Source organism: Enterococcus thailandicus, assembly GCF_001886265.1.
Taxonomy (GTDB): Bacteria; Bacillota; Bacilli; order Lactobacillales; family Enterococcaceae; genus Enterococcus_B; species Enterococcus_B thailandicus.
The window spans coordinates 25,263-43,765 of record NZ_JXLE01000005.1; the positions used below are offsets into that span (position 1 = coordinate 25,263).

General features: G+C 34.4%; 17 protein-coding genes and 1 pseudogene. 15 read left to right on the forward strand and 3 right to left on the reverse strand.

Annotation, left to right across the window (positions count from 1 at the left end):
* Positions 1–186: 186 nt before the first annotated feature.
* Genes RV17_RS04525 through RV17_RS04535 form a run of 3 tightly spaced genes read left to right on the forward strand, consistent with a single transcriptional unit; the run spans position 187 to position 1,214 of the window.
* Complete coding sequence (locus tag RV17_RS04525) at positions 187–453, forward strand: IreB family regulatory phosphoprotein (RefSeq protein ID WP_067481587.1); 267 nt, start codon at positions 187–189, stop codon at positions 451–453.
* Positions 450–881 carry a Holliday junction resolvase RuvX gene (gene ruvX, locus RV17_RS04530; RefSeq protein WP_067481589.1) on the forward strand — a complete coding sequence of 144 codons (432 nt, stop codon included), beginning with the start codon at positions 450–452 and terminating at the stop codon, positions 879–881. Before RV17_RS04525 ends, ruvX begins: the two co-directional genes overlap by 4 nt.
* Before the next feature lie 21 nt (positions 882–902).
* Positions 903–1,214, forward strand: a complete 312-nt coding sequence (locus tag RV17_RS04535; protein WP_067481590.1) for a DUF1292 domain-containing protein — start codon at positions 903–905, stop codon at positions 1,212–1,214.
* A gap of 74 nt (positions 1,215–1,288) precedes the next feature.
* Here RV17_RS04535 and RV17_RS13640 read toward each other — a convergent pair.
* Positions 1,289–1,474, reverse strand: a pseudogene (locus RV17_RS13640) (tyrosine-type recombinase/integrase); the annotation flags it as partial.
* On the opposite strand from RV17_RS13640, the gene RV17_RS04545 reads away from it, so the two are divergent.
* Positions 1,447–1,638, forward strand: a complete 192-nt coding sequence (locus RV17_RS04545; protein ID WP_071868649.1) for a hypothetical protein — start codon at positions 1,447–1,449, stop codon at positions 1,636–1,638. The pseudogene RV17_RS13640 and the gene RV17_RS04545 overlap by 28 nt on opposite strands.
* A 220-nt stretch (positions 1,639–1,858) precedes the next feature.
* Here RV17_RS04545 and RV17_RS04550 read toward each other — a convergent pair whose 3' ends face one another.
* Positions 1,859–2,758 carry a helix-turn-helix domain-containing protein gene (locus RV17_RS04550; RefSeq protein ID WP_071868650.1) on the reverse strand — a complete coding sequence of 300 codons (900 nt, stop codon included), beginning with the start codon at positions 2,756–2,758 and terminating at the stop codon, positions 1,859–1,861.
* Between the two features lie 596 nt (positions 2,759–3,354).
* Between RV17_RS04550 and RV17_RS04555 the strand changes: the two genes are divergently transcribed.
* From RV17_RS04555 to RV17_RS04580, 6 genes are all read left to right on the forward strand, one after another.
* Positions 3,355–3,798 carry a hypothetical protein gene (locus tag RV17_RS04555; RefSeq protein ID WP_071868651.1) on the forward strand — a complete coding sequence of 148 codons (444 nt, stop codon included), beginning with the start codon at positions 3,355–3,357 and terminating at the stop codon, positions 3,796–3,798.
* Positions 3,799–3,983: 185 nt separating this feature from the next.
* A complete protein-coding gene (locus tag RV17_RS04560; RefSeq protein WP_071868652.1) occupies positions 3,984–4,316 on the forward strand; it encodes a hypothetical protein in 333 nt (110 codons plus the stop codon).
* A gap of 66 nt (positions 4,317–4,382) precedes the next feature.
* Positions 4,383–6,527, forward strand: a complete 2,145-nt coding sequence (locus RV17_RS04565) for an ABC transporter ATP-binding protein/permease (RefSeq protein ID WP_071868653.1) — start codon at positions 4,383–4,385, stop codon at positions 6,525–6,527.
* A gap of 690 nt (positions 6,528–7,217) precedes the next feature.
* Entirely contained in the window at positions 7,218–8,132 is a 915-nt protein-coding gene (locus tag RV17_RS04570) for an N-acetylmuramoyl-L-alanine amidase family protein (RefSeq protein ID WP_067481631.1), read from the forward strand.
* 580 nt (positions 8,133–8,712) lie between these two features.
* Positions 8,713–9,693, forward strand: a complete 981-nt coding sequence (locus tag RV17_RS04575) for a hypothetical protein (RefSeq protein ID WP_071868654.1) — start codon at positions 8,713–8,715, stop codon at positions 9,691–9,693.
* A gap of 315 nt (positions 9,694–10,008) precedes the next feature.
* Positions 10,009–10,455, forward strand: a complete 447-nt coding sequence (locus RV17_RS04580) for a GNAT family N-acetyltransferase (protein ID WP_067481636.1) — start codon at positions 10,009–10,011, stop codon at positions 10,453–10,455.
* A gap of 446 nt (positions 10,456–10,901) precedes the next feature.
* Here RV17_RS04580 and rnhC read toward each other — a convergent pair whose 3' ends face one another.
* On the reverse strand, positions 10,902–11,816 hold the full coding sequence (gene rnhC, locus RV17_RS04585) for a ribonuclease HIII (RefSeq protein WP_067481638.1): 915 nt from the start codon (positions 11,814–11,816) through the stop codon (positions 10,902–10,904).
* 201 nt (positions 11,817–12,017) lie between these two features.
* Between rnhC and zapA the strand changes: the two genes are divergently transcribed.
* From zapA to uvrC, 5 genes are all read left to right on the forward strand, one after another.
* On the forward strand, positions 12,018–12,455 hold the full coding sequence (zapA, locus tag RV17_RS04590; RefSeq protein WP_067481642.1) for a cell division protein ZapA: 438 nt from the start codon (positions 12,018–12,020) through the stop codon (positions 12,453–12,455).
* A 46-nt stretch (positions 12,456–12,501) separates the two neighbouring features.
* Positions 12,502–13,050, forward strand: coding sequence for a CvpA family protein (locus RV17_RS04595; RefSeq protein WP_067481644.1), 549 nt, complete (start codon positions 12,502–12,504; stop codon positions 13,048–13,050).
* 601 nt (positions 13,051–13,651) lie between these two features.
* Positions 13,652–16,012 (forward strand): endonuclease MutS2, encoded by a 2,361-nt coding sequence (locus RV17_RS04600; RefSeq protein ID WP_071868655.1) that lies wholly within the window; start codon positions 13,652–13,654, stop codon positions 16,010–16,012.
* Positions 16,013–16,099: 87 nt separating this feature from the next.
* Positions 16,100–16,414 (forward strand): thioredoxin, encoded by a 315-nt coding sequence (trxA, locus tag RV17_RS04605; protein WP_067481710.1) that lies wholly within the window; start codon positions 16,100–16,102, stop codon positions 16,412–16,414.
* Between the two features lie 143 nt (positions 16,415–16,557).
* A complete protein-coding gene (gene uvrC, locus RV17_RS04610) occupies positions 16,558–18,336 on the forward strand; it encodes an excinuclease ABC subunit UvrC (protein ID WP_067481712.1) in 1,779 nt (592 codons plus the stop codon).
* The last annotated feature ends 167 nt before the right edge of the window (positions 18,337–18,503 follow it).

Here is an 18,503-nt window from a genome sequence, read left to right on the forward strand (position 1 = left end):
GTTTTATTAAAGAAGCTTGTACAAATAAAAAAAGAAACAAAAAACAAATGGTAAATTTCCAATTGTTAAATGTTTTATTATTACTGAAAAAAGTACATAAGATTTATTTGTAGTTTGAGCGTTCTTCTAGTAAAATGAATGTGGATAAGGTAGAATAAATACCTTGCGGGAAAGAGGTGTAGAATCATGGGTTTTACAGATGAAACCGTACGTTTTGATTTTGATGATAATCGCAAAAAAGAAGTCGGTGAAACATTAGCAATCGTTTATCGGGCTTTGGAAGAAAAGGGCTACAATCCTATTAACCAGATTGTTGGCTATTTACTTTCTGGAGACCCGGCCTACATTCCTCGTTATCGTGACGCACGAAATTTAATCAGACGTCATGAGCGCGACGAAATTATGGAAGTAATCGTGAAAGATTATCTTTCAAATCATGGAGTGAATTTATGAGAGTAATGGGCTTAGACGTTGGCTCAAAAACAGTTGGTATCGCAGTAAGTGATCCATTCGGTTGGACTGCCCAAGGTGTAGAAATTATTCGAATTGATGAGGCAGCTGGTGAATTTGGTTTTGACCGTCTAAAAGAATTGGTCGCTGAATATGAAGTGGATCGATTTGTTGTAGGATTGCCCAAAAACATGAATAACTCAATCGGACCAAGAGCAGAAGCTTCCATGGCTTATGGAGAAAAAATCAAAGAACTATTTTCTTTACCGGTCGAATTTCAAGATGAACGGCTAACAACAGTTCAAGCTGAACGCATGTTAGTGGAACAAGCAAATACGTCACGAGCAAAAAGAAAAAAAGTAATTGATAAATTAGCCGCAGTCATGATTTTACAAAACTATCTTGACGGCTCGGGTAAACAACTATTTTAGAAAACGAAAAGAGGAATTGATATGACAGAACATAATCATTCACACGATCATGACCATGAAGGACATGAGCACATCACATTAGTTGATGATCAAGGAAACGAAACACTTTACGAAATCTTATTGACTGTTGATGGGCAAGAAGAATTCGGTCGTAACTACGTACTATTATACCCAGCTGGGGCTTCTGAAGATGAAGATGTTGAGTTACAAGCTTATGCTTACATCGAAAACGAAGATGGTACAGAAGGCGAATTGCAACAAATTGAAACAGATGCTGAATGGGATATGATTGAAGAAGTTTTCAATACATTCATGGCGGAAGAAGAAGAATAGTCCTTTTAAAGAGCAGAATCCTTATTATATAAGGGTTCTGCTCTTTTTCTTCTTTTTTGAATGCCATTAGATTATCAAGCATTAAGATGTTGAACAAATTTATCAACAGTTTGGACTTTTGTCTCTTTACTTAGATGACCATAAGTATCCATTGTAATTTTGATTGAAGCATGTCTTAGTCAATCTTGTACGTCCTTTAATGATGCACCAGCGTCTAGAAGAAGGCTAGCATGTGTATGTCTGGTTACATGGATACCTAGATGATGTCACCCAAAAGGTCACGACCGAAACCCAAATCGACGAAAATAGACAGGTCATTCTAGATCGAGAAAACAAACCTAGAAACTTCTATACCGATGAAATTATCGGGTACAAATATTCAATGACAATTCTTGAAGGACAATTCCGTAAAAAAGCAACGTAAGTCACCATCAAACACACTAGACCATTCAATTGACAATAACGAGATTATGAAGCGTGAGAGTGTCAAATGTCGGTTTAAGAATTTACGACCAAGCATGGCCTGATACCCGATGTATTACAAAGCAGAAAAAATTGTTTTGTTAGGGAATCAGAAATAAAAAAAGTATGGATAGGAAATACCAATTTTCCTACCCATTTCCATTAGACTTGTTTGAAAGTAATCAAACATCAATATCGATTCTGCAGAGTCCATATATTTTCTCATACTTTCTCAAGTCACTTCGAAATTCATCAATCAGACCTTCCGCACTTATCATTTTTAACCCTTTAAAAAATTGAATAAGTTCTTTTTCTTTGCCCGTACCATCAAATAAATAATCGAGTAATAGACTGTAAAAATTTACATAGATTTCCGTTTCTCTAGAAAAGACCATATTATTTCGTACATTACTGTATTTTTTTAGATATTTCACTGCGTGTAGATAATCTTTTCTTTCTAGCATTAGAAGAAAGGCATTATTGTAAAGAGCATACAGCGAGGTATGAAATATTTCATAATCTCTGTTTTTTTCAATTTTTTTTTCAATTTCATTCATACGCTGGTTTATGTAACTTGTTTCAAATAAAAATAGCAACGAGGTAAAGGATGTGATTTCAAATCTCCCAAACTCATTTACTCTATCCAAGTATTCTATAATCTGCTTGATATATATTTGATTACTATAGGTAAATTCTCTCTCGTTCCCTGATCTATTATACCAATTGAATGCCTTTGCAACTAAAAAGTTTCGAACATCTACAATATCACCTGTTTTATCAGCAATTATTTTTAGATTATGCAAGATATATTGGGGAGGTTTTTTCCCCTCATGAATACATCTAACTAGCTTTTTTAATTCTTTATTTTTGATTCTGATATTGTCAACTTGCAGATAAAATAGAAATTCATCTAAATTCACATTTATTTTTTCTAAGAGTTCTAAAAGAACAAGTAATGGTACCTGATTTTTGCCGTTTTCATATTTCACCACAGATTCTCTTGTTGTTATTTTATCTGCAAGTTGTTTTTGCGTGATTCCCCTGTCTATACGCATTTTGCGTAACAATTCATGAATTTCCATAGTATGTCTTCTCCAGTTAGTTTAATCATAAGTGAATATTTGTACCTAATAGCAGAGTGAAGCATTCTATCATATATAATCATAACCATAAAGAAATATATTTCAATAGCTATAAAAACTAGGAGGCGATTATTATGATTATTCTTCAATTATTCGATTGGTTGAATAATGGTTGGCAAATTGATGTTAGGTAAAAGGAGTCGCTTACAATTAATGTTTTTCTATTTATTCTACTAAAGAGAAAATATATTTCAATAACTCAGCAATTAGAATCAGAACTACTTTCACTATTATCAAAATAAAGCGATAACGTAAGAGAATTTTATTGGAAATATTGCTCTAATCAAGCTTAACGGAAAGTTTCACTCTATAATCTAGGGCTTCAAGGAAGAATATTATTAATGATATTATATTTGTGATAATATCACTGATAAAATATGGGGATAAACAGATTAAGATAATAATTTTGAATACATATAAAAAATATTATTGTTATTAATTCGAGTTGTATATCCAGTTTTATTTCAATTGATTCTCGAAGAATATGGCTATAAAATTCAAGTTGGTCTATAAAATTATTAGAGGGGTAGACTATTATGAAGAAGAAAAAGGTATTTATTGTTTTGCTAAGTAGCGTGATAATACTGATTGGCGGCTATTTTGGGTGGAAATTTTATCAAAATACGACTAGAACAATCATTCCCGTAGATGATTTAGATAAAGTCAGTATAAAAAAAGAAAATAATCAACTGATTCTTGTAGGGAAAGCAAAATTAGATCAATTCGAAAGAGTATCCAATTATGGGGCTGTTCAAATTAACGACACACTTTATATTTATGTTATGAAAACTAAGTCTTTGATTAAGGAAGATGGGATTAAAGAAAATATTACTAAAATTTCCGTTAGTGATAGCCCCGTTTCTCCTGAAAAAATTTACTTGGTTAGTGGGAAGCATATTGAAGTAAAAGAAAAAGATAAACCAAAAATGAATTATATGGATGTAACAAGATATTCTAAAAAAAGAGAATTAATTGAGTAAGTTTGTGTAACATTATTATGCCTAATATACTATAACTTTTTTGATTACTGGTATCTTTTGAAATTAAGTGTAGAAGTAGCATATTTTTGTTTAGATAGAGAAATTAAAAGAATGTTAGTTTTTCGTATTCATTTATTTGTGGCATTCTTTAATTTTAATAAAATTAGCGTTTAGGAGGAGAATCAATGAAGAAAAGATTGTTTGGTGTTTTGGCGGTAACATTATTTTTTGTTGGCGGTGCTACGACTGTATATGCAGCGCAAGGTAATTGGACTTCTAGTTGGCAATGGGATGCAAATAGTGTTTCTGGGGTCGGAACTGCAAATGCTCAAAACGAGACGGGACATTATAATCTGAGAGTTGTACGAGCTGGTGGGGCTTGGATTGGTGACAAGAGTGTAACCTTATCTCCTAACCAATCTGCTTCTGCTGATTTTTGGGGACAACCTCTTCTTGATCGTCAAGGTCAGGTTTTAATCGCCCCAAGATATTATCATGCTCCTTGGTTTAATGCTTAATTTTTTGTCACATGTAAGGATTTTTGAAAAGAGCCATTCCTATGGCTCTTTTTTAGGAGGTTTTTTATGATAACCATCAGAAATTTAACTAAAAAATACAAAAGCAAAAGTAAGAATAAACTGATTTTTGATCATATGTCGCTCGATATCGATGATCCAAGTAAGATATATAGCTTAGTGGGCGAGAGCGGTAGCGGAAAAACAACTTTGTTTAATATTTTATTCGGTTTGGATAAGGATTATTCTGGCAGCTATCGGCTTTTTGGAAAAGAAGCGTCTAACCTGAACAATGCTGAATGGACGATACTTCGGGAAAAATACATACGGCTGGTCTTCCAAGATTACAAATTGCTCGATAACTTCACAGTATATGAAAATCTAAAGTTAACTGGAAATTATCCAGATGAAAAAATCGACACAATATTAAATGATCTAGATATCTTAGTGGTTAAGCAAAATACTGTCTCAGAGTTAAGTGGGGGACAAAAACAACGAGTGGCTATAGCTCGAGCAATTATAGCAGAACCTAAAATCGTATTATTGGACGAGCCGACTGGAAATTTGGATGGGATGACCTCTGAAAAAATTATGGACTATCTTGATAAATTGAGGAATAAAGGAATCTTGATTTTTATTATTACGCATGACGTAGCGCTATCAAAGCTAGCTGATGTTGTATTTGAACTACAGGATAAGAAAATCACGAAAATAGCAGAGACAAGTTCAAGTGTCAATATTCCCCGGCCTATCGAAATAAACAGATTTAGTGAAAAAAAACCGATAGGGAACTATGTCTTGAACAGCTTAACAAAAACCAAAAAAAAGATTATTTATCTAGCGATTCCAACGATTCTGATTCTGACTTTTTTTATCTTAGGATTTAGTGCGTATCGGGCAAATTCAACGCTCTCTTTCAAAAAATTATTTGATGGGATTGGAGAGCGAATCATACTCTTAGATACACAAAGAGTGAATCAAAAGGAAGTTAAAAGCCTTAATGAACGTGGAATACAAAGTTCATTTGACGGAAATCGAATAGCGTTTTCTGAAGAAGATGTAAAAAAAACAGAAAATATCAAAAATGTTAAGGAGGTTTATCTTTCAGCTGGAGACGTTATATCTAATTACGACAAAGACCATAATACGTTGAATAGTAGTTATCAAAGTACGAGCTTTTCGGATCAACTTAAAAAATACATGAACCTTGGAAATAAGATCGATACTCTTTCCTTTAATTTTGTGAAGAGCCATGTACCTAAAGAATTGATAAGTGATTACAATAAAGATAATCTCGAATTACTTAGTGGAGAGTTTCCAACGGATAAAACCAATGAAATAATTGTCCCAGATGTTTATGTTCTTTTAGAAAAAAATAACGATGATTTTGACGGGATTATTGGAAAAAAGATTGTCTTAAGTATAAAGGATAAGGATAATCAAGAGAAGAAGAACGAATATATCGTGTCAGGTGTGTATAATACTAACTATAAGAATGCACTAAATATAACTTATCCAATCTATACTAGTTTTTTTCAAGAAGACTTGCTCTCCAGTTATCTAACTGAGGAGTCATACAATTTTTATAAAAATCAATTGACTGTGAACGAAGCGACCAAGAATTTCAACCGAAATATAATTCAAGATTATGAGTCATATAAAGAAGCTGTCGGAACAGGAAATCCAATGATGATTGTAAAGGTGAATAAGGGGCGTAACCTTTCTGAGGCATCCAAAAAATTAGAAGCGATGTATCCTTACTATCACTTGATATCTCAATATGATTTGAAGAATGGTGAGCTAGGTTCCATCTATTCCTATCTAGTTAGAATACTACTCATAGGTTCTGTGCTTATCGCCCTGATCACGGCGATTCTTATTGCCTTTTTGAATAAGGGGTATATCAACAATCGAAGCAAAGAATTAGCTATTTTGTATAGCTTGGGTTTTAAAAAAACAGAGATATTTTCAATTATCGCCTTGGAAAACACAATATTATTCTCCATATATTCCGTTATCGCCTGTATACTTGTATACATCTCGAACAGAATATATTTTAGCAAAACTGCGATGTTTCAGTTATTCGCGACTATTTTTGAACCATTTAATATAATGGTGATTTTTCTTTTGATTTTGTTAATGTTGGCCGTATCAATCATATGGGGGTTGAACGGGGTGAAACAATCAAACCTTAGGAAATATTTGAATGAGTAGGAATAAATTCTAGATGTTATTCCGTTTCCTTTATTATGCTGTAAACAATGACGGTCATCACATTAATAAGTTTAGGTACAGAAATGTGGAACGAGGAGGTACCGGAACATCTGTACAGAGGAAGTGTATGTCTGATAAAAAAATAGCTGCTTTCCGTTACACAGACAGATGATAGAAGAATCAAGGTCTAGTGGTTTGAGGTCTATAGAAATTTCAATTATCGTGGACTCAAATGATGAGGGCCCCTTTCTGTAGTTTGTTTCAACTATAAATATCACCGAAATAGAGGGGAATGAAGTAAATATCAAAGGCCATGAACTTTCGTTAAATGGTTTATACAGTATTTTTTCTCCGTCAGAAATTCGTTACTAATCAATATGTGAATAATGATTCATTACCTTTCCTATGTGCCCCAATTTTGAATGCCATTCTTTTGATTTTTAGTTTGATTTAGTAATATTTGTAGTTTTTTCTACTTCGTAAATTGTTGGTATTCCATAGAATGATGTTTACTGCTCCGTAGACATCATTCATGGCAGAAGAAGAATAGTCCAAAGTTGTTCCTGTTCTAGGAACAACTTTTTATTTTGCAAAAAATCAAAGGAAATTTATTAGCAAACCAATCATTGAACATTTAAGTTTCCTTTAAGCTTCACTTCTTACACTATCTGTAACGAGGTGAGTGAGAAGATGAAAAAAATATGTGGCTTATTTTTAGTGGTGGGTGTCTTGTTCATTGCTACAAATCATTTGGGAATCTTTGAACAAAAGACAACAGCTGAACAAACAGGAAGCACCCAAACAACTGAGATAAAAGCAACCAGCACAACGACAAGTAGTCATGAAACACGACAGCAAATCAAAATTGGTAAAGAAGATAGTACGTTATATGCCGATAAAGAATTAACGATAAAACTTGCAACGATTAATGGTGGGGAACTAACGGAATATCTTTCCGAAACAGACGACAGCTATCAAATAAAAACGAATGCAGGGACAACGGGTTATTTAGCCAAGACAGATGGAACAATGCTTGTGCAGAAAACACAAAATCAACCAGCTAGTTTGTCTGACGCAGTGATTGTACTTGATCCTGGACACGGTGGAGATGATGTCGGCGCATTGAGCAATGACGAACAGACGGAAGAAAAGACACTCACGCTGAGTACAGCTAAAAAACTAAAAGCAGCTTTAGAGGCGGAGGGAGCAACTGTTTATTTGACCCATACGACAGATGAATTTATCCAACTTGGTGACATTTGTACCTTCAGCAAAGAAAAATCAGCTGATGTCTTTATCAGTTTGCACGCTGATTCAACAGAAATTGCGAACGAAGCAACAGGAATCACTACTTATTATTATTATGAGAAAAATGAGGAGCTTGCACAAACAATTGCTGATGGCTTTTCTGAGTTGCCTCTGAATTCTCGCGGAATCATGTATGGCAACTATCAAGTGTTGCGAGAAAATCTTCAACCAGCCATCTTGGTGGAGATGGGGTATATGAATAATGATTCTGACTTGGCTGAATTAGTAACGGATGATTACCAAGAAAAATTTGCAGAAAGTTTGACAAATTCATTACTTGCTTATTTTAGTGAATAACAATTATCAATAAATAAAAATCAAATATAAACTGATTCATCGCGCGTTTGATTTAGACTGTAAACAAAGACTTTAGTTATCTTCGTTTTAAAAAAGATATCTGAAGCCTTTGTTTATTTTTCATAAAAAAGCAACAGGAGTACACATTTACTATAGGATTAGATTTATTGTGAGAAAAATAAGTATCGTATGTATGATTTTTCAAGTTTTGATATGAGATCTATCGGATGCTGTTTTTTATATCTGTCAAAAGCTGCTTAATCGTTTCTTCAGTTTTTGTATATCCTTAGACAAAAATTGTGCCTTGGATAAATCTACAAGTGTTGTTATTCTTTTTATATGTTTTCTATTTTGAAGTAGCATTGCTTTTGGTTTTTACAAAATTTGTCATTCACGTAAAAGGTGATACTTCATAATTGTTATACGCTATAATTTTTGTTCATCTTACTTATTAGGAACAATAGGTTTGATAGACAGATGATATCGGTTTTTTTAGAAAAGTTTAGAGAGAGTCCCCTTTCATGATACAATTATCTACTGCCACAATGACTTTAAATAAAAAATGAGGAGAAGAAAAACTATGACTAATCAAAGTTTGCTGAAGTTCGAGGACGCTTGGGAGGTTGTGAAGCAAGAACCAACGGTATGGGAATTTATAGAAATAAAAAATGATTCTTTCTACTACAAAATAAATCAGGAAGAATTGTTTCTAAGTAGTTTTAAAAGTAAAAATCTACCGTCATCTCCTTATACATTAACATTTTTGGGTGAAGTGCTAACAAAGTTGAGTCCTTTAGCTAATATCATGTCACGATGTCCAGGAACAGAAGAAGTTACTTTTTATGTTTTACTTAATACACCACAGTCGGGTTTTTTTTGGAAAAAAGTAGACAAAAAAATGTTAGAGGTTGCCGCTCCACCACTTGTTTGGAGGAGACAACAAATCCAAGAAGGAATAAGGCAAAAAATCAAAGAGTACATAGAAAAGAATGAATCTTTTTTCTTTCTTGATATTGGTTCAGGGGCAGGTTTTGATAGCCTTGAGATTGAGCGCCTAATACATAGAATCAACGACTTAACAAATAATTGCTTTAATAAACCTTATGAAAGTCTAAATATTGACATTGATTCAAAATGGTTGAAGAATAATCAACTATTAGCAGAAAAATTATTTGGTTTGAATCATTTTATAACAAGAGAAAATATTTCTATTTTTGATTTTTTGGAAAAATATCCAAGGGCCACGCTCGGGCAATATGATCATTTAATTATTTCTTGTAATGGATTTGCTGAATTTTTATCTGACGTAGAACTTCGAAATCTATATGAAAATATATTTCTGTTTACACAAACATTTGATGGGAATGTCGATATTATCTTACCTTTTGCGAATAAAAATAAAAAACAAGAATCTCTTGGACATAAGATTGGCTTTAAATTCAAAGCAAAAGAAAAGCAGGAGATAATCAATATGATCAAAGAAATTTTTATAAATTACAAAGTGACGTATTGCGAGAAATATAGCCACATTGTAATGAATGTGCAAAAAGATAGTGATTAATTGAATACGTCAACAGCATAAAATCCAAATCATAACTTAACAGATATGATCTGGATTTTATGCTTTTCTCAATTGTTGTAGCCAATTTTTTACACTCGATCTCAAGGTGGAAAATATCAGTGAGAAACAAAGGATGAACTTTCACAAATGTTAAATACTAGTTTTCTGAACATTGTTATCTAGCAAGATATGTAGCATTAAGCTCAAATAGCTTATACTTAAAGTAAGCATCAGAAACTCGCTTTAAGAAGAGGTGAAAAATTCAGTAGCTATAATAATTGCAAAAGGAAATATTTTTTGTGAAGGAGTGTTTGGATGAACTTATTACTTAAAGATGTTGACGAGTCTAATTGGCGGGACGTTATTGCGTTGTCTGTTTCAGATAATCAAGTAAATTTTATTGAAACGAATGCCACATCTTTGCTGGAAGCAGCCTATGATGTATCACTGGGGTGGCGACCATTAGCCATGTATGACGGTAAGAAACTTGTTGGTTTTTCGATGATTGGTGCTAAAAAGGAACAGGCTATGTGGTTAGACCGATTGATGATTGAAGCGAACTCGCAGGGAAAAGCATATGGCAGTTTATTTTTGCCTTTACTCATTCATTTGATGAAAGAACAATATGCCGTTGAACGAATTTATTTAAGTGTGCATGACGAAAATGAAAAAATCATACCTTATTATCAACGTTTTGGATTTGTTGATAGTCAAAGGTATGATCCAGAAAATGGTGAACGAATCATGTATTTAGATGTGTAGGTTAAGATCTTCGATTTTTATTTATTTTTTTGTTAGCTTTTTGATAACGAGTACCAATGTTAGAATCACTAACACAATTATCAGAAAGGCAAACAGCATTTCTGATAACACGCCTATCTTGACGATTAAATCACCCATGATTACTTTCCTCCTTTTGATAAGAAACGAATTGATAAATGAGTCTTCGTTTCTGTTCATATTCGAAATGCTAATATTATGTAAAAATCAAAAATTCTTGTTAAGTCAGTAGAAGACTACAAGGAAATTGATTTGTTTTTATCTTATCTTATCTTATCTTATCTTATCTATATTTTAGAAATTCAATCTATTTCGTTCTTTTTATTCTAAAGTTTCAATGTTGTCCCCGCAAAAGGCTGCTTAGTTAAAAGTAGTCATTGCGGGGATCTTTGTTTGTTCAGTATTTTTTCAACATTTTAAAAGGATAATCAAATGAGTTTTTGTGCTTTTTGCGTATTAGCAAAATGCAGCTTCGCATAATTGGCGAGTAGTGGTAGACCACCCTTTTTTAAGATGGTTGCTGCAACTGTATCTGATTTTGTGCCTGCACCAGATGGTAAAGTTATTCCAAGTTCAGCAGAAGCTTTATCAAGTTCTTCTAAAAAACTTGCACGGCTGATGATAGAAGCTGCAGCAACTGCTAGATGATATTGCTCACCCTTTGTCACAAAATAAAGTTTTTCTTGAATTTTATTTTTTTCTAGTCGTGCATACTTTTTGAAATTTGCTTCAGGGGTAAATTGATCAATTAAAATTGCTTCAGGCTTTGTTGGTGAAATTTTTTGTAAAAGCAAATGAATTGCTTGATTATGCAATGCTACCTTCATCCTAACAGCATTATATTCAGGTTGAATTTCATTGTATTTTTTTGGTGTAAGTACCAATAATTGATAAGGAATCGTTTCCTTTAAAACTTGCGATAGCTGGATAATCTGAGCATCTTTCAGTTCTTTTGAATCTCTAACTCCTAAGTTTTTCAAAGTTTTTAAGTGCTCTCGATCAACGTAAGCGGCGCAGACAGTAACGGGACCGAAGTAGCTTCCATTACCCACTTCATCACTACCTAATACAGACAGTTGACTGAGATTATTTGGAAGAGAGGCGGGGATTTTTGGTTTACTTGCTGTGGTGGTAGCTGCTGCATTTCCCCATCGACGTGCTTCCTGCTCAGCATTGGCACCTTGAAACATGACTTTTCCAGATGTATAGGCAGTGATTGTTGTCCCATTTTTTTTAGCAGAAAAATTTGTATAGGGAATTTTTTTTTGAAGCAGATTTGCTTGGTAAGCAGCTTTCATTTCATTCATTTTTGATTCAGAAACTTTGATTATTACATTACTCATTTTAGGCCTCCATTATTTGCTGTGATCATGAGGTTTTGATTCATTTGACAGGATCAAGGTATCACTGATGAGACATAGCATTTTTTCAAAGTTTATCATATAATAGTAAAGTATGTTTAAGAAAAATGTGCGAAGTACACACGTATAAAAACTTCGTGGTACACTATATAGGAATTTTATTATGGGAAGGAAATGGTTCGTATGGCGCATGAAAAAACACGCTATAAAGCAGTGATTGCTAATCAGACGTATACGATTATTGGTCGCGAAACGAAGCATCATATGGATATCGTTACAAAATTAGTGAATGACCAATTGATGGAGCTAAAACAATTATCGCCACAAATGGATAATGAACAAGCCGCAATTTTAATGGCGGTCAACGCGCTTTCGGATCAGTTGAAAAAACAAGAGCAACTCTTGGAATTAAATGAAGAAGTCGCGCAATTAAAGAAAAAAATGATTAAGTTTACTGAACTAGAAAATCGTGTGAAACGGATGGAAGCCATCGAGAACGAAGCACGTGAAGTTTTGAAAGAAAATGGTCAACCTGATCGTGAAATCAAAAATCATGTTGAAGCACAACAGATTTTGAATGAGAAGCGTAAAGGCCAAATCAAGCAGAAATCTGCTACTTAATCAAACAAAGTTTTTTGACTAAAGCTAGAAGAGAAAGGAACATGGCATGCTAAGTCTATTGATTATTATTTTTTTACTGATTGCCTTTTTTTCTGGTGCGAAAAGAGGATTTGCTTTACAAGTTGTCTATACTGTTGGCTATTTGGTATCTTTTCTTGTCGCACAACATTTTTATAAGCAGTTAGCGAATCATTTGGAACTATACATTCCTTATCCGGCCGTAACGCCAACATCGGATTTGGTCTTTTTCGATCAAACGATTTCTTTTAGTTTAGATCAAGCATTTTATGCAGGTATCGCATTTCTTCTTATTTTAATGGCTGGTTGGTTGATTACTCGATTTGTTGGTATCTTTGTACACAGCTTAACGTACTTGCCTGTGCTGAAACAAGTTGATTGGCTAGCTGGTGGTCTTTTGTCAGTTGTCGTAACTTTTGTCATGATTTTCTTGCTGTTGAGTTTACTTTCATTTGTCCCTTCAGATTTTATCCAAAACCAATTTAGAAGTAGCGGACTTGCTCGATATATTGTTGAAAACACACCAATATTAACGAATAAAATTTATGATTTGTGGATTACGAGGGTGATTGGATAAGGTTGTGGCGCAAAGCGTTAACTCCGACAAGATAGCGAGTGGTCACTTCAAATAGTTCTTCATATTTTGAAGTGACTGCAAGCTATATCGAGGAGTTGCTTTGGGAACACCGTGGATAAGGTTGTGGCGCAAAGCACTTAGCTTCAAGCAATAAGAATGCTTTTCTAAAAATAGTTTTCCATATTTTAAGAAAAGGGGATTTATTGCCGAAGGAGCTGCTTTGAGAACACCGTGTATGAGGTTGTAAAAGAAGTGCCCAGCTCCAATAAATAAGAATAAATTACCAGAGATTGCTTCTCAAATTTTTGAGTAATTTGGGCTTATTTTGCAGGAGTTACTTCTTGAACACCGTAAATAAGGTTGTAGCGCAAGGCGTTCAGCTTACATCAATAAAAATTTCCCTAAAACAGCATGCATAGTTTTGAACAATTCTGAGTTATTTCGAGAAAAAGATTGTGGTACAAGAACCATTCTTAAAGTGATAAGAAAATTACGAGTTTTTAATGTAGTTAGTAGTATGTGAGTTGAAAAATGTAAAAAGTCTGGGGTTTTTGTTTGATCCCAGACTCCTTTTTATAGTTAAAGTGAAGTAGGTGAAAAAATGAATAAACGAATTTTAGAAACATTAGAATTTGAAAAAGTAAAACAGATGATCCAACAATTTGTCGTGACGGCCCAAGGAAAAGAAGAACTTGCTCGACTAGTTCCAGACAATCAATTGCAAAAGATTACCAATGCTCTTCAGGAAACAGAAGACGGGTTAAAAGTACAACGATTACGCGGAAGGATTCCAATCCCTAAACTAGAAAATATTCGTCCGCATATGAAACGGATTGAAATTGGCGCTGACTTAAATGGCGTGGAACTGGCGCAAGTTTCTCGAGTGTTATCTACAACAAGTGAATTAGCTCGTTTTATCGACGATTTAAAAGACAGTGAGATAGAGTTTAATCGTTTATACATGTGGGCGGAGCAATTAGTTACAATCCCTGTTTTGAGTCGTCGACTAAAAGAGGCAATTGATGAAGATGGGCGAGTAACAGATGATGCTTCGCCAGAATTAAAAATTATTCGTCAAAATATTCGTCGCAGTGAACAAACGGTTCGTGAACAATTGGATAGCATCGTACGTGGGAAAAATGCGAAATATCTAAGCGATGCAATTATTACTATGCGTAATGATCGTTATGTTATTCCTGTTAAGCAAGAGTACCGCGGTGTTTTTGGCGGTGTTGTACATGACCAAAGTGCTTCGGGGCAAACGTTATTTGTTGAACCAAAACAAATTGTGGATTTGAATAATCGTTTACGTCAATATCAGATTGCAGAACGAAATGAAGTGCAACGAATCTTAAGTGAATTATCTGCAGAATTAGTCCCACATCGACAAGAAATCATTCATAATGCGTATGTTATCGGACAGATGGACTTGATGAATGCAAAGGCTCGATTTGGGAAAGAAATCAAAGCAATCGTGCCAACGATCAGCGAAGAAAACTATGTTGTCTTGAAGCAAGCACGTCATCCTTTAATCGATCAAGAAAAAGTGGTGCCAAATGACATTTCCATTGGTGAAGGGTATCAGGCAATTGTTATCACTGGACCAAATACTGGTGGGAAAACAATCACGTTGAAAACACTTGGATTACTTCAATTAATGGGACAGGCAGGTCTTCCAATTCCAGTTGATGAGGAAAGCCAAATCGGTATTTTTGAAGAAGTTTTTGCGGATATTGGAGACGAACAATCAATTGAACAAAGTCTTTCTACTTTTTCTTCTCATATGACAAACACGGTAGAAATCTTGTCAAAAGTAAATGAAAAAAGTTTAGTGCTTTTTGATGAGTTAGGTGCTGGAACAGATCCACAAGAAGGTGCGGCCCTTGCGATCGCCATCTTGGATGACTTGGGTAAAAAATCGGCTTATGTTATGGCAACGACTCATTATCCTGAATTAAAAATTTATGGGTATAATCGAGCGAACACCATTAATGCTAGTATGGAATTCAACGTTGATACCTTGAGTCCAACCTATCATTTATTGATTGGTGTTCCAGGACGAAGTAACGCTTTTGAAATTTCCAGCCGGTTGGGGTTAGCACAAGAAGTAATTGATGAAGCAAAACAACTAATCGACGACGAAAGCCAAGATTTAAACGAAATGATTTCTGATTTAGAAACGCGTCGAAAAATGGCTGAAACAGAATATTTAGAGATGCGTCATTATGTTGAAGAAGCGGAAGCACTTCAAGCAAACTTGAAAGAAGCATATAGTTATTTCTTTGAAGAACGCGAAAAGGAATTAGAAAAAGCAAAGAAAAAAGCGAACGAAGTGGTTTCAGAAGCAGAGGAAAAGGCAGAAAAAATTATTGCTGACATTCGCAAAATGCAGCAACAAATCGGTCAAACGAACGTGAAAGAGCACCAGCTGATTGATGCCAAATCACAATTAGCTGACTTACATCAAGAAGAGACTCTTAGAAAAAATAAAGTGTTACAAAAAGCAAAACAACAAAAAATCTTAAAAGTAGGAGATGAAGTTTTAGTCACTACTTATGGTCAAAGAGGAACTTTGTTGAAGAAAAATGGGAATCAATGGCAAGTTCAAATTGGTATTTTGAAAATGAATGTGTCAGAAGATGACTTAACACCAGTAGCACCTGAAAAAGAACCAAAACAACGAGTGGTTCATGCTGTTCGTTCTGAATCAAGTAGCCATGTGGCGAATCAATTAGATTTGCGTGGGAAACGTTATGAAGAGGCACTAAATGAAGTAGATCAATACTTAGATTCGGCGATTTTAGCCGGCTACCCACAAGTGACGATTGTTCATGGAAAAGGAACTGGCGCGTTACGTCAGGGAATCACTGAGTATTTGAAAAATCATCGTAGCGTGAAAAGTTTTGAATTTGCACCTGCAAATCAAGGTGGAAATGGTGCAACGATTGTGAAATTTAAGTAAGACTTACTAATGGTAAGCAAATTGTTCGATGGATTGAGTTGAAGGTGTTATACTAGCCAGAGATTAATAAAAACGGAGGTCTTTTTTATGTCACGTGAAATTACAGATCAAACATTTAGCCAAGAAACAGATAAAGGATTAGTTTTAATCGATTTTTGGGCAACATGGTGTGGCCCTTGTCGAATGCAAGCACCAATTTTGGAACAATTACAAGAAGAATATGATGAAGACGAATTTCGTATTGTAAAAATGGATGTAGATGAAAATCCTGAAACACCACAACAATTCGGAATCATGAGCATTCCAACTTTACTTTTGAAAAAAGATGGTCAAGTAGTCGAAAAAGCTGTTGGTGTTCATTCAAAAGAACAATTGCGTCAAATGGTTGACCAATACCTATAAGAAATAAAAATCAAAGAGCGCAATTGCGAGAGGTCGGCAACTAGTCGGCCTCTTCTTTTTGACGTTAATTAATAGAAGGGGAACCTTTGTTCTTGACAACCATGTTATAATAAATAAAAGAATAACGAAGAGGGGAGCACCCGATGAACGAAAGAATTAAGAACAAATTAGCTTTGCTTCCTGATCAACCGGGCTGTTACTTAATGAAAGATAAGAACGGGACGATCATTTATGTTGGTAAAGCAAAAATTTTGAAAAATCGAGTTCGTTCATATTTTACTGGTAGTCATAATACAAAAACAGAACGATTAGTCAGTGAAATTGAAGACTTTGAATATATCGTTACAGAATCAAATATTGAAGCATTACTTTTAGAAATTAATTTGATCAAGAAAAATGATCCTAAATATAATATTATGCTAAAGGATGACAAAACGTATCCTTTTATTAAAATCACAAATGAAAAGTATCCACGTTTGGTCATTACCCGAAAAGTTCTCAAAGATAAAGCAACGTATTTTGGTCCCTATCCAGATGTTGGTGCGGCTAATGAAACAAAAAAAATTTTAGATCGATTGTTTCCACTACGTAAATGTAAACCAAGTCAGACAAAGGAACCTTGCTTGTATTATCATCTAGGACAATGTTTATGTCCTTATTTCTTCCATGTTGATCCAGCTGTTTACACAGAAATTGTGGACGAAGTTAAACGATTTTTAGGTGGCGACTATGTAGCGATTGAGACAGAGATTCAACAAAAAATGGAAGTAGCAGCTGAAAATATGGAATTTGAAAAAGCTGCGGAGTATCGTGATCAAATTCGGGCAATTGATACCGTGATGACCCGCCAAAAAATGACAAATACTGACTTGAAGAATCGTGATGTTTTTGGTTATGCTGTTGATAAAGGCTGGATGTGTGTACAAGTGTTTTTTGTTCGTCAAGGAAAGTTGATTGAACGTGATGTTTCCATGTTCCCTTTTTATAATGAACCTGAAGAAGATTTCTTAACTTATATCGGGCAATTTTATCAAGAAAATGAACACTTCATTCCACAAGAAGTGCTCATTCCAGATACGATTGATAAGCCAAGTGTGGAAGCCCTACTTTCAACTAAAGTTTTGCAACCGCAAAGAGGAGAAAAGAAAAAATTGGTTGAATTAGCCAATAAGAATGCTCGAGTGGCATTAAATGAGCGTTTTGATCTCATTGTTCGAAAACAAGAACGAACAATTGGTGCTGTAGAAAAATTAGGAAATGCAATGAACATTCCAACACCGATTCGTATCGAAGCGTTTGATAACTCAAATATTATGGGAACATCACCCGTTTCGGCAATGGTTGTATTTATTGATGGAAAACCTGCCAAAAAGGAGTATCGAAAATATAAAATCAAAACAGTTCAAGGTCCAGATGATTATGCATCGATGAAAGAAGTGATTTATCGCCGTTATTCTCGCGTGTTAAAAGAAGGCTTACCACTCCCCGATTTAATTTTGATTGATGGTGGTAAAGGGCAAGTTGATGTTGCCAGAGAAGTGCTAGCAAATCAGTTGGGTGTCGATATCCCGATTGCTGGGCTGGCAAAAAATGATAAACATAAAACAAGTGAGCTTTTATTTGGTCCTGAACTTTCGGTGATTCCTTTAGAACGTAATTCTCAAGAATTCTTTTTACTTCAACGGATTCAAGACGAAGTGCATCGGTTTGCGATTACGTTTCATCGTCAATTACGTAGCAAAAACAGCTTTGCTTCTCGTTTGGATGGAATTGATGGGCTTGGACCTAAGCGAAAGAAAGCCTTACTTAAGGAGTTCAAGTCTTTAAAAAATATCACTGCAGCATCAATTGAAGACTTGCAAGCAATTGGTCTACCAAAGAATGTTGCACAAAATGTACACGATAAGCTAAGTCAAAACTAAGTTAGGGACACTTTACAAACCTTGTAAAGTGTCCTATTATTTTTTATATAAAGAAAAAATGGATTGAAACAAGTTTTTTTTGACCAATATCTTTAAGTCAAGAAAGCTTGTCTCTTTTTGTATCTGTTTCAACTATTTTTATGAATGAAATGAAGAGCAACAGTTTA

Bases quoted from the DNA above. Each gene is read 5' to 3' on its own strand.
- RV17_RS04525 (WP_067481587.1), top strand. From the start codon at position 187: ATGGGTTTTACAGATGAAACCGTACGTTTTGATTTTGATGATAATCGC.
- ruvX (WP_067481589.1), top strand. From the start codon at position 450: ATGAGAGTAATGGGCTTAGACGTTGGCTCAAAAACAGTTGGTATCGCA.
- RV17_RS04535 (WP_067481590.1), top strand. From the start codon at position 903: ATGACAGAACATAATCATTCACACGATCATGACCATGAAGGACATGAG.
- RV17_RS04550 (WP_071868650.1), bottom strand. From the start codon at position 2,758: ATGGAAATTCATGAATTGTTACGCAAAATGCGTATAGACAGGGGAATC.
- RV17_RS04555 (WP_071868651.1), top strand. From the start codon at position 3,355: ATGAAGAAGAAAAAGGTATTTATTGTTTTGCTAAGTAGCGTGATAATA.
- RV17_RS04560 (WP_071868652.1), top strand. From the start codon at position 3,984: ATGAAGAAAAGATTGTTTGGTGTTTTGGCGGTAACATTATTTTTTGTT.
- RV17_RS04565 (WP_071868653.1), top strand. From the start codon at position 4,383: ATGATAACCATCAGAAATTTAACTAAAAAATACAAAAGCAAAAGTAAG.
- RV17_RS04570 (WP_067481631.1), top strand. From the start codon at position 7,218: ATGAAAAAAATATGTGGCTTATTTTTAGTGGTGGGTGTCTTGTTCATT.
- RV17_RS04575 (WP_071868654.1), top strand. From the start codon at position 8,713: ATGACTAATCAAAGTTTGCTGAAGTTCGAGGACGCTTGGGAGGTTGTG.
- RV17_RS04580 (WP_067481636.1), top strand. From the start codon at position 10,009: ATGAACTTATTACTTAAAGATGTTGACGAGTCTAATTGGCGGGACGTT.
- rnhC (WP_067481638.1), bottom strand. From the start codon at position 11,816: ATGAGTAATGTAATAATCAAAGTTTCTGAATCAAAAATGAATGAAATG.
- zapA (WP_067481642.1), top strand. From the start codon at position 12,018: ATGGCGCATGAAAAAACACGCTATAAAGCAGTGATTGCTAATCAGACG.
- RV17_RS04595 (WP_067481644.1), top strand. From the start codon at position 12,502: ATGCTAAGTCTATTGATTATTATTTTTTTACTGATTGCCTTTTTTTCT.
- RV17_RS04600 (WP_071868655.1), top strand. From the start codon at position 13,652: ATGAATAAACGAATTTTAGAAACATTAGAATTTGAAAAAGTAAAACAG.
- trxA (WP_067481710.1), top strand. From the start codon at position 16,100: ATGTCACGTGAAATTACAGATCAAACATTTAGCCAAGAAACAGATAAA.
- uvrC (WP_067481712.1), top strand. From the start codon at position 16,558: ATGAACGAAAGAATTAAGAACAAATTAGCTTTGCTTCCTGATCAACCG.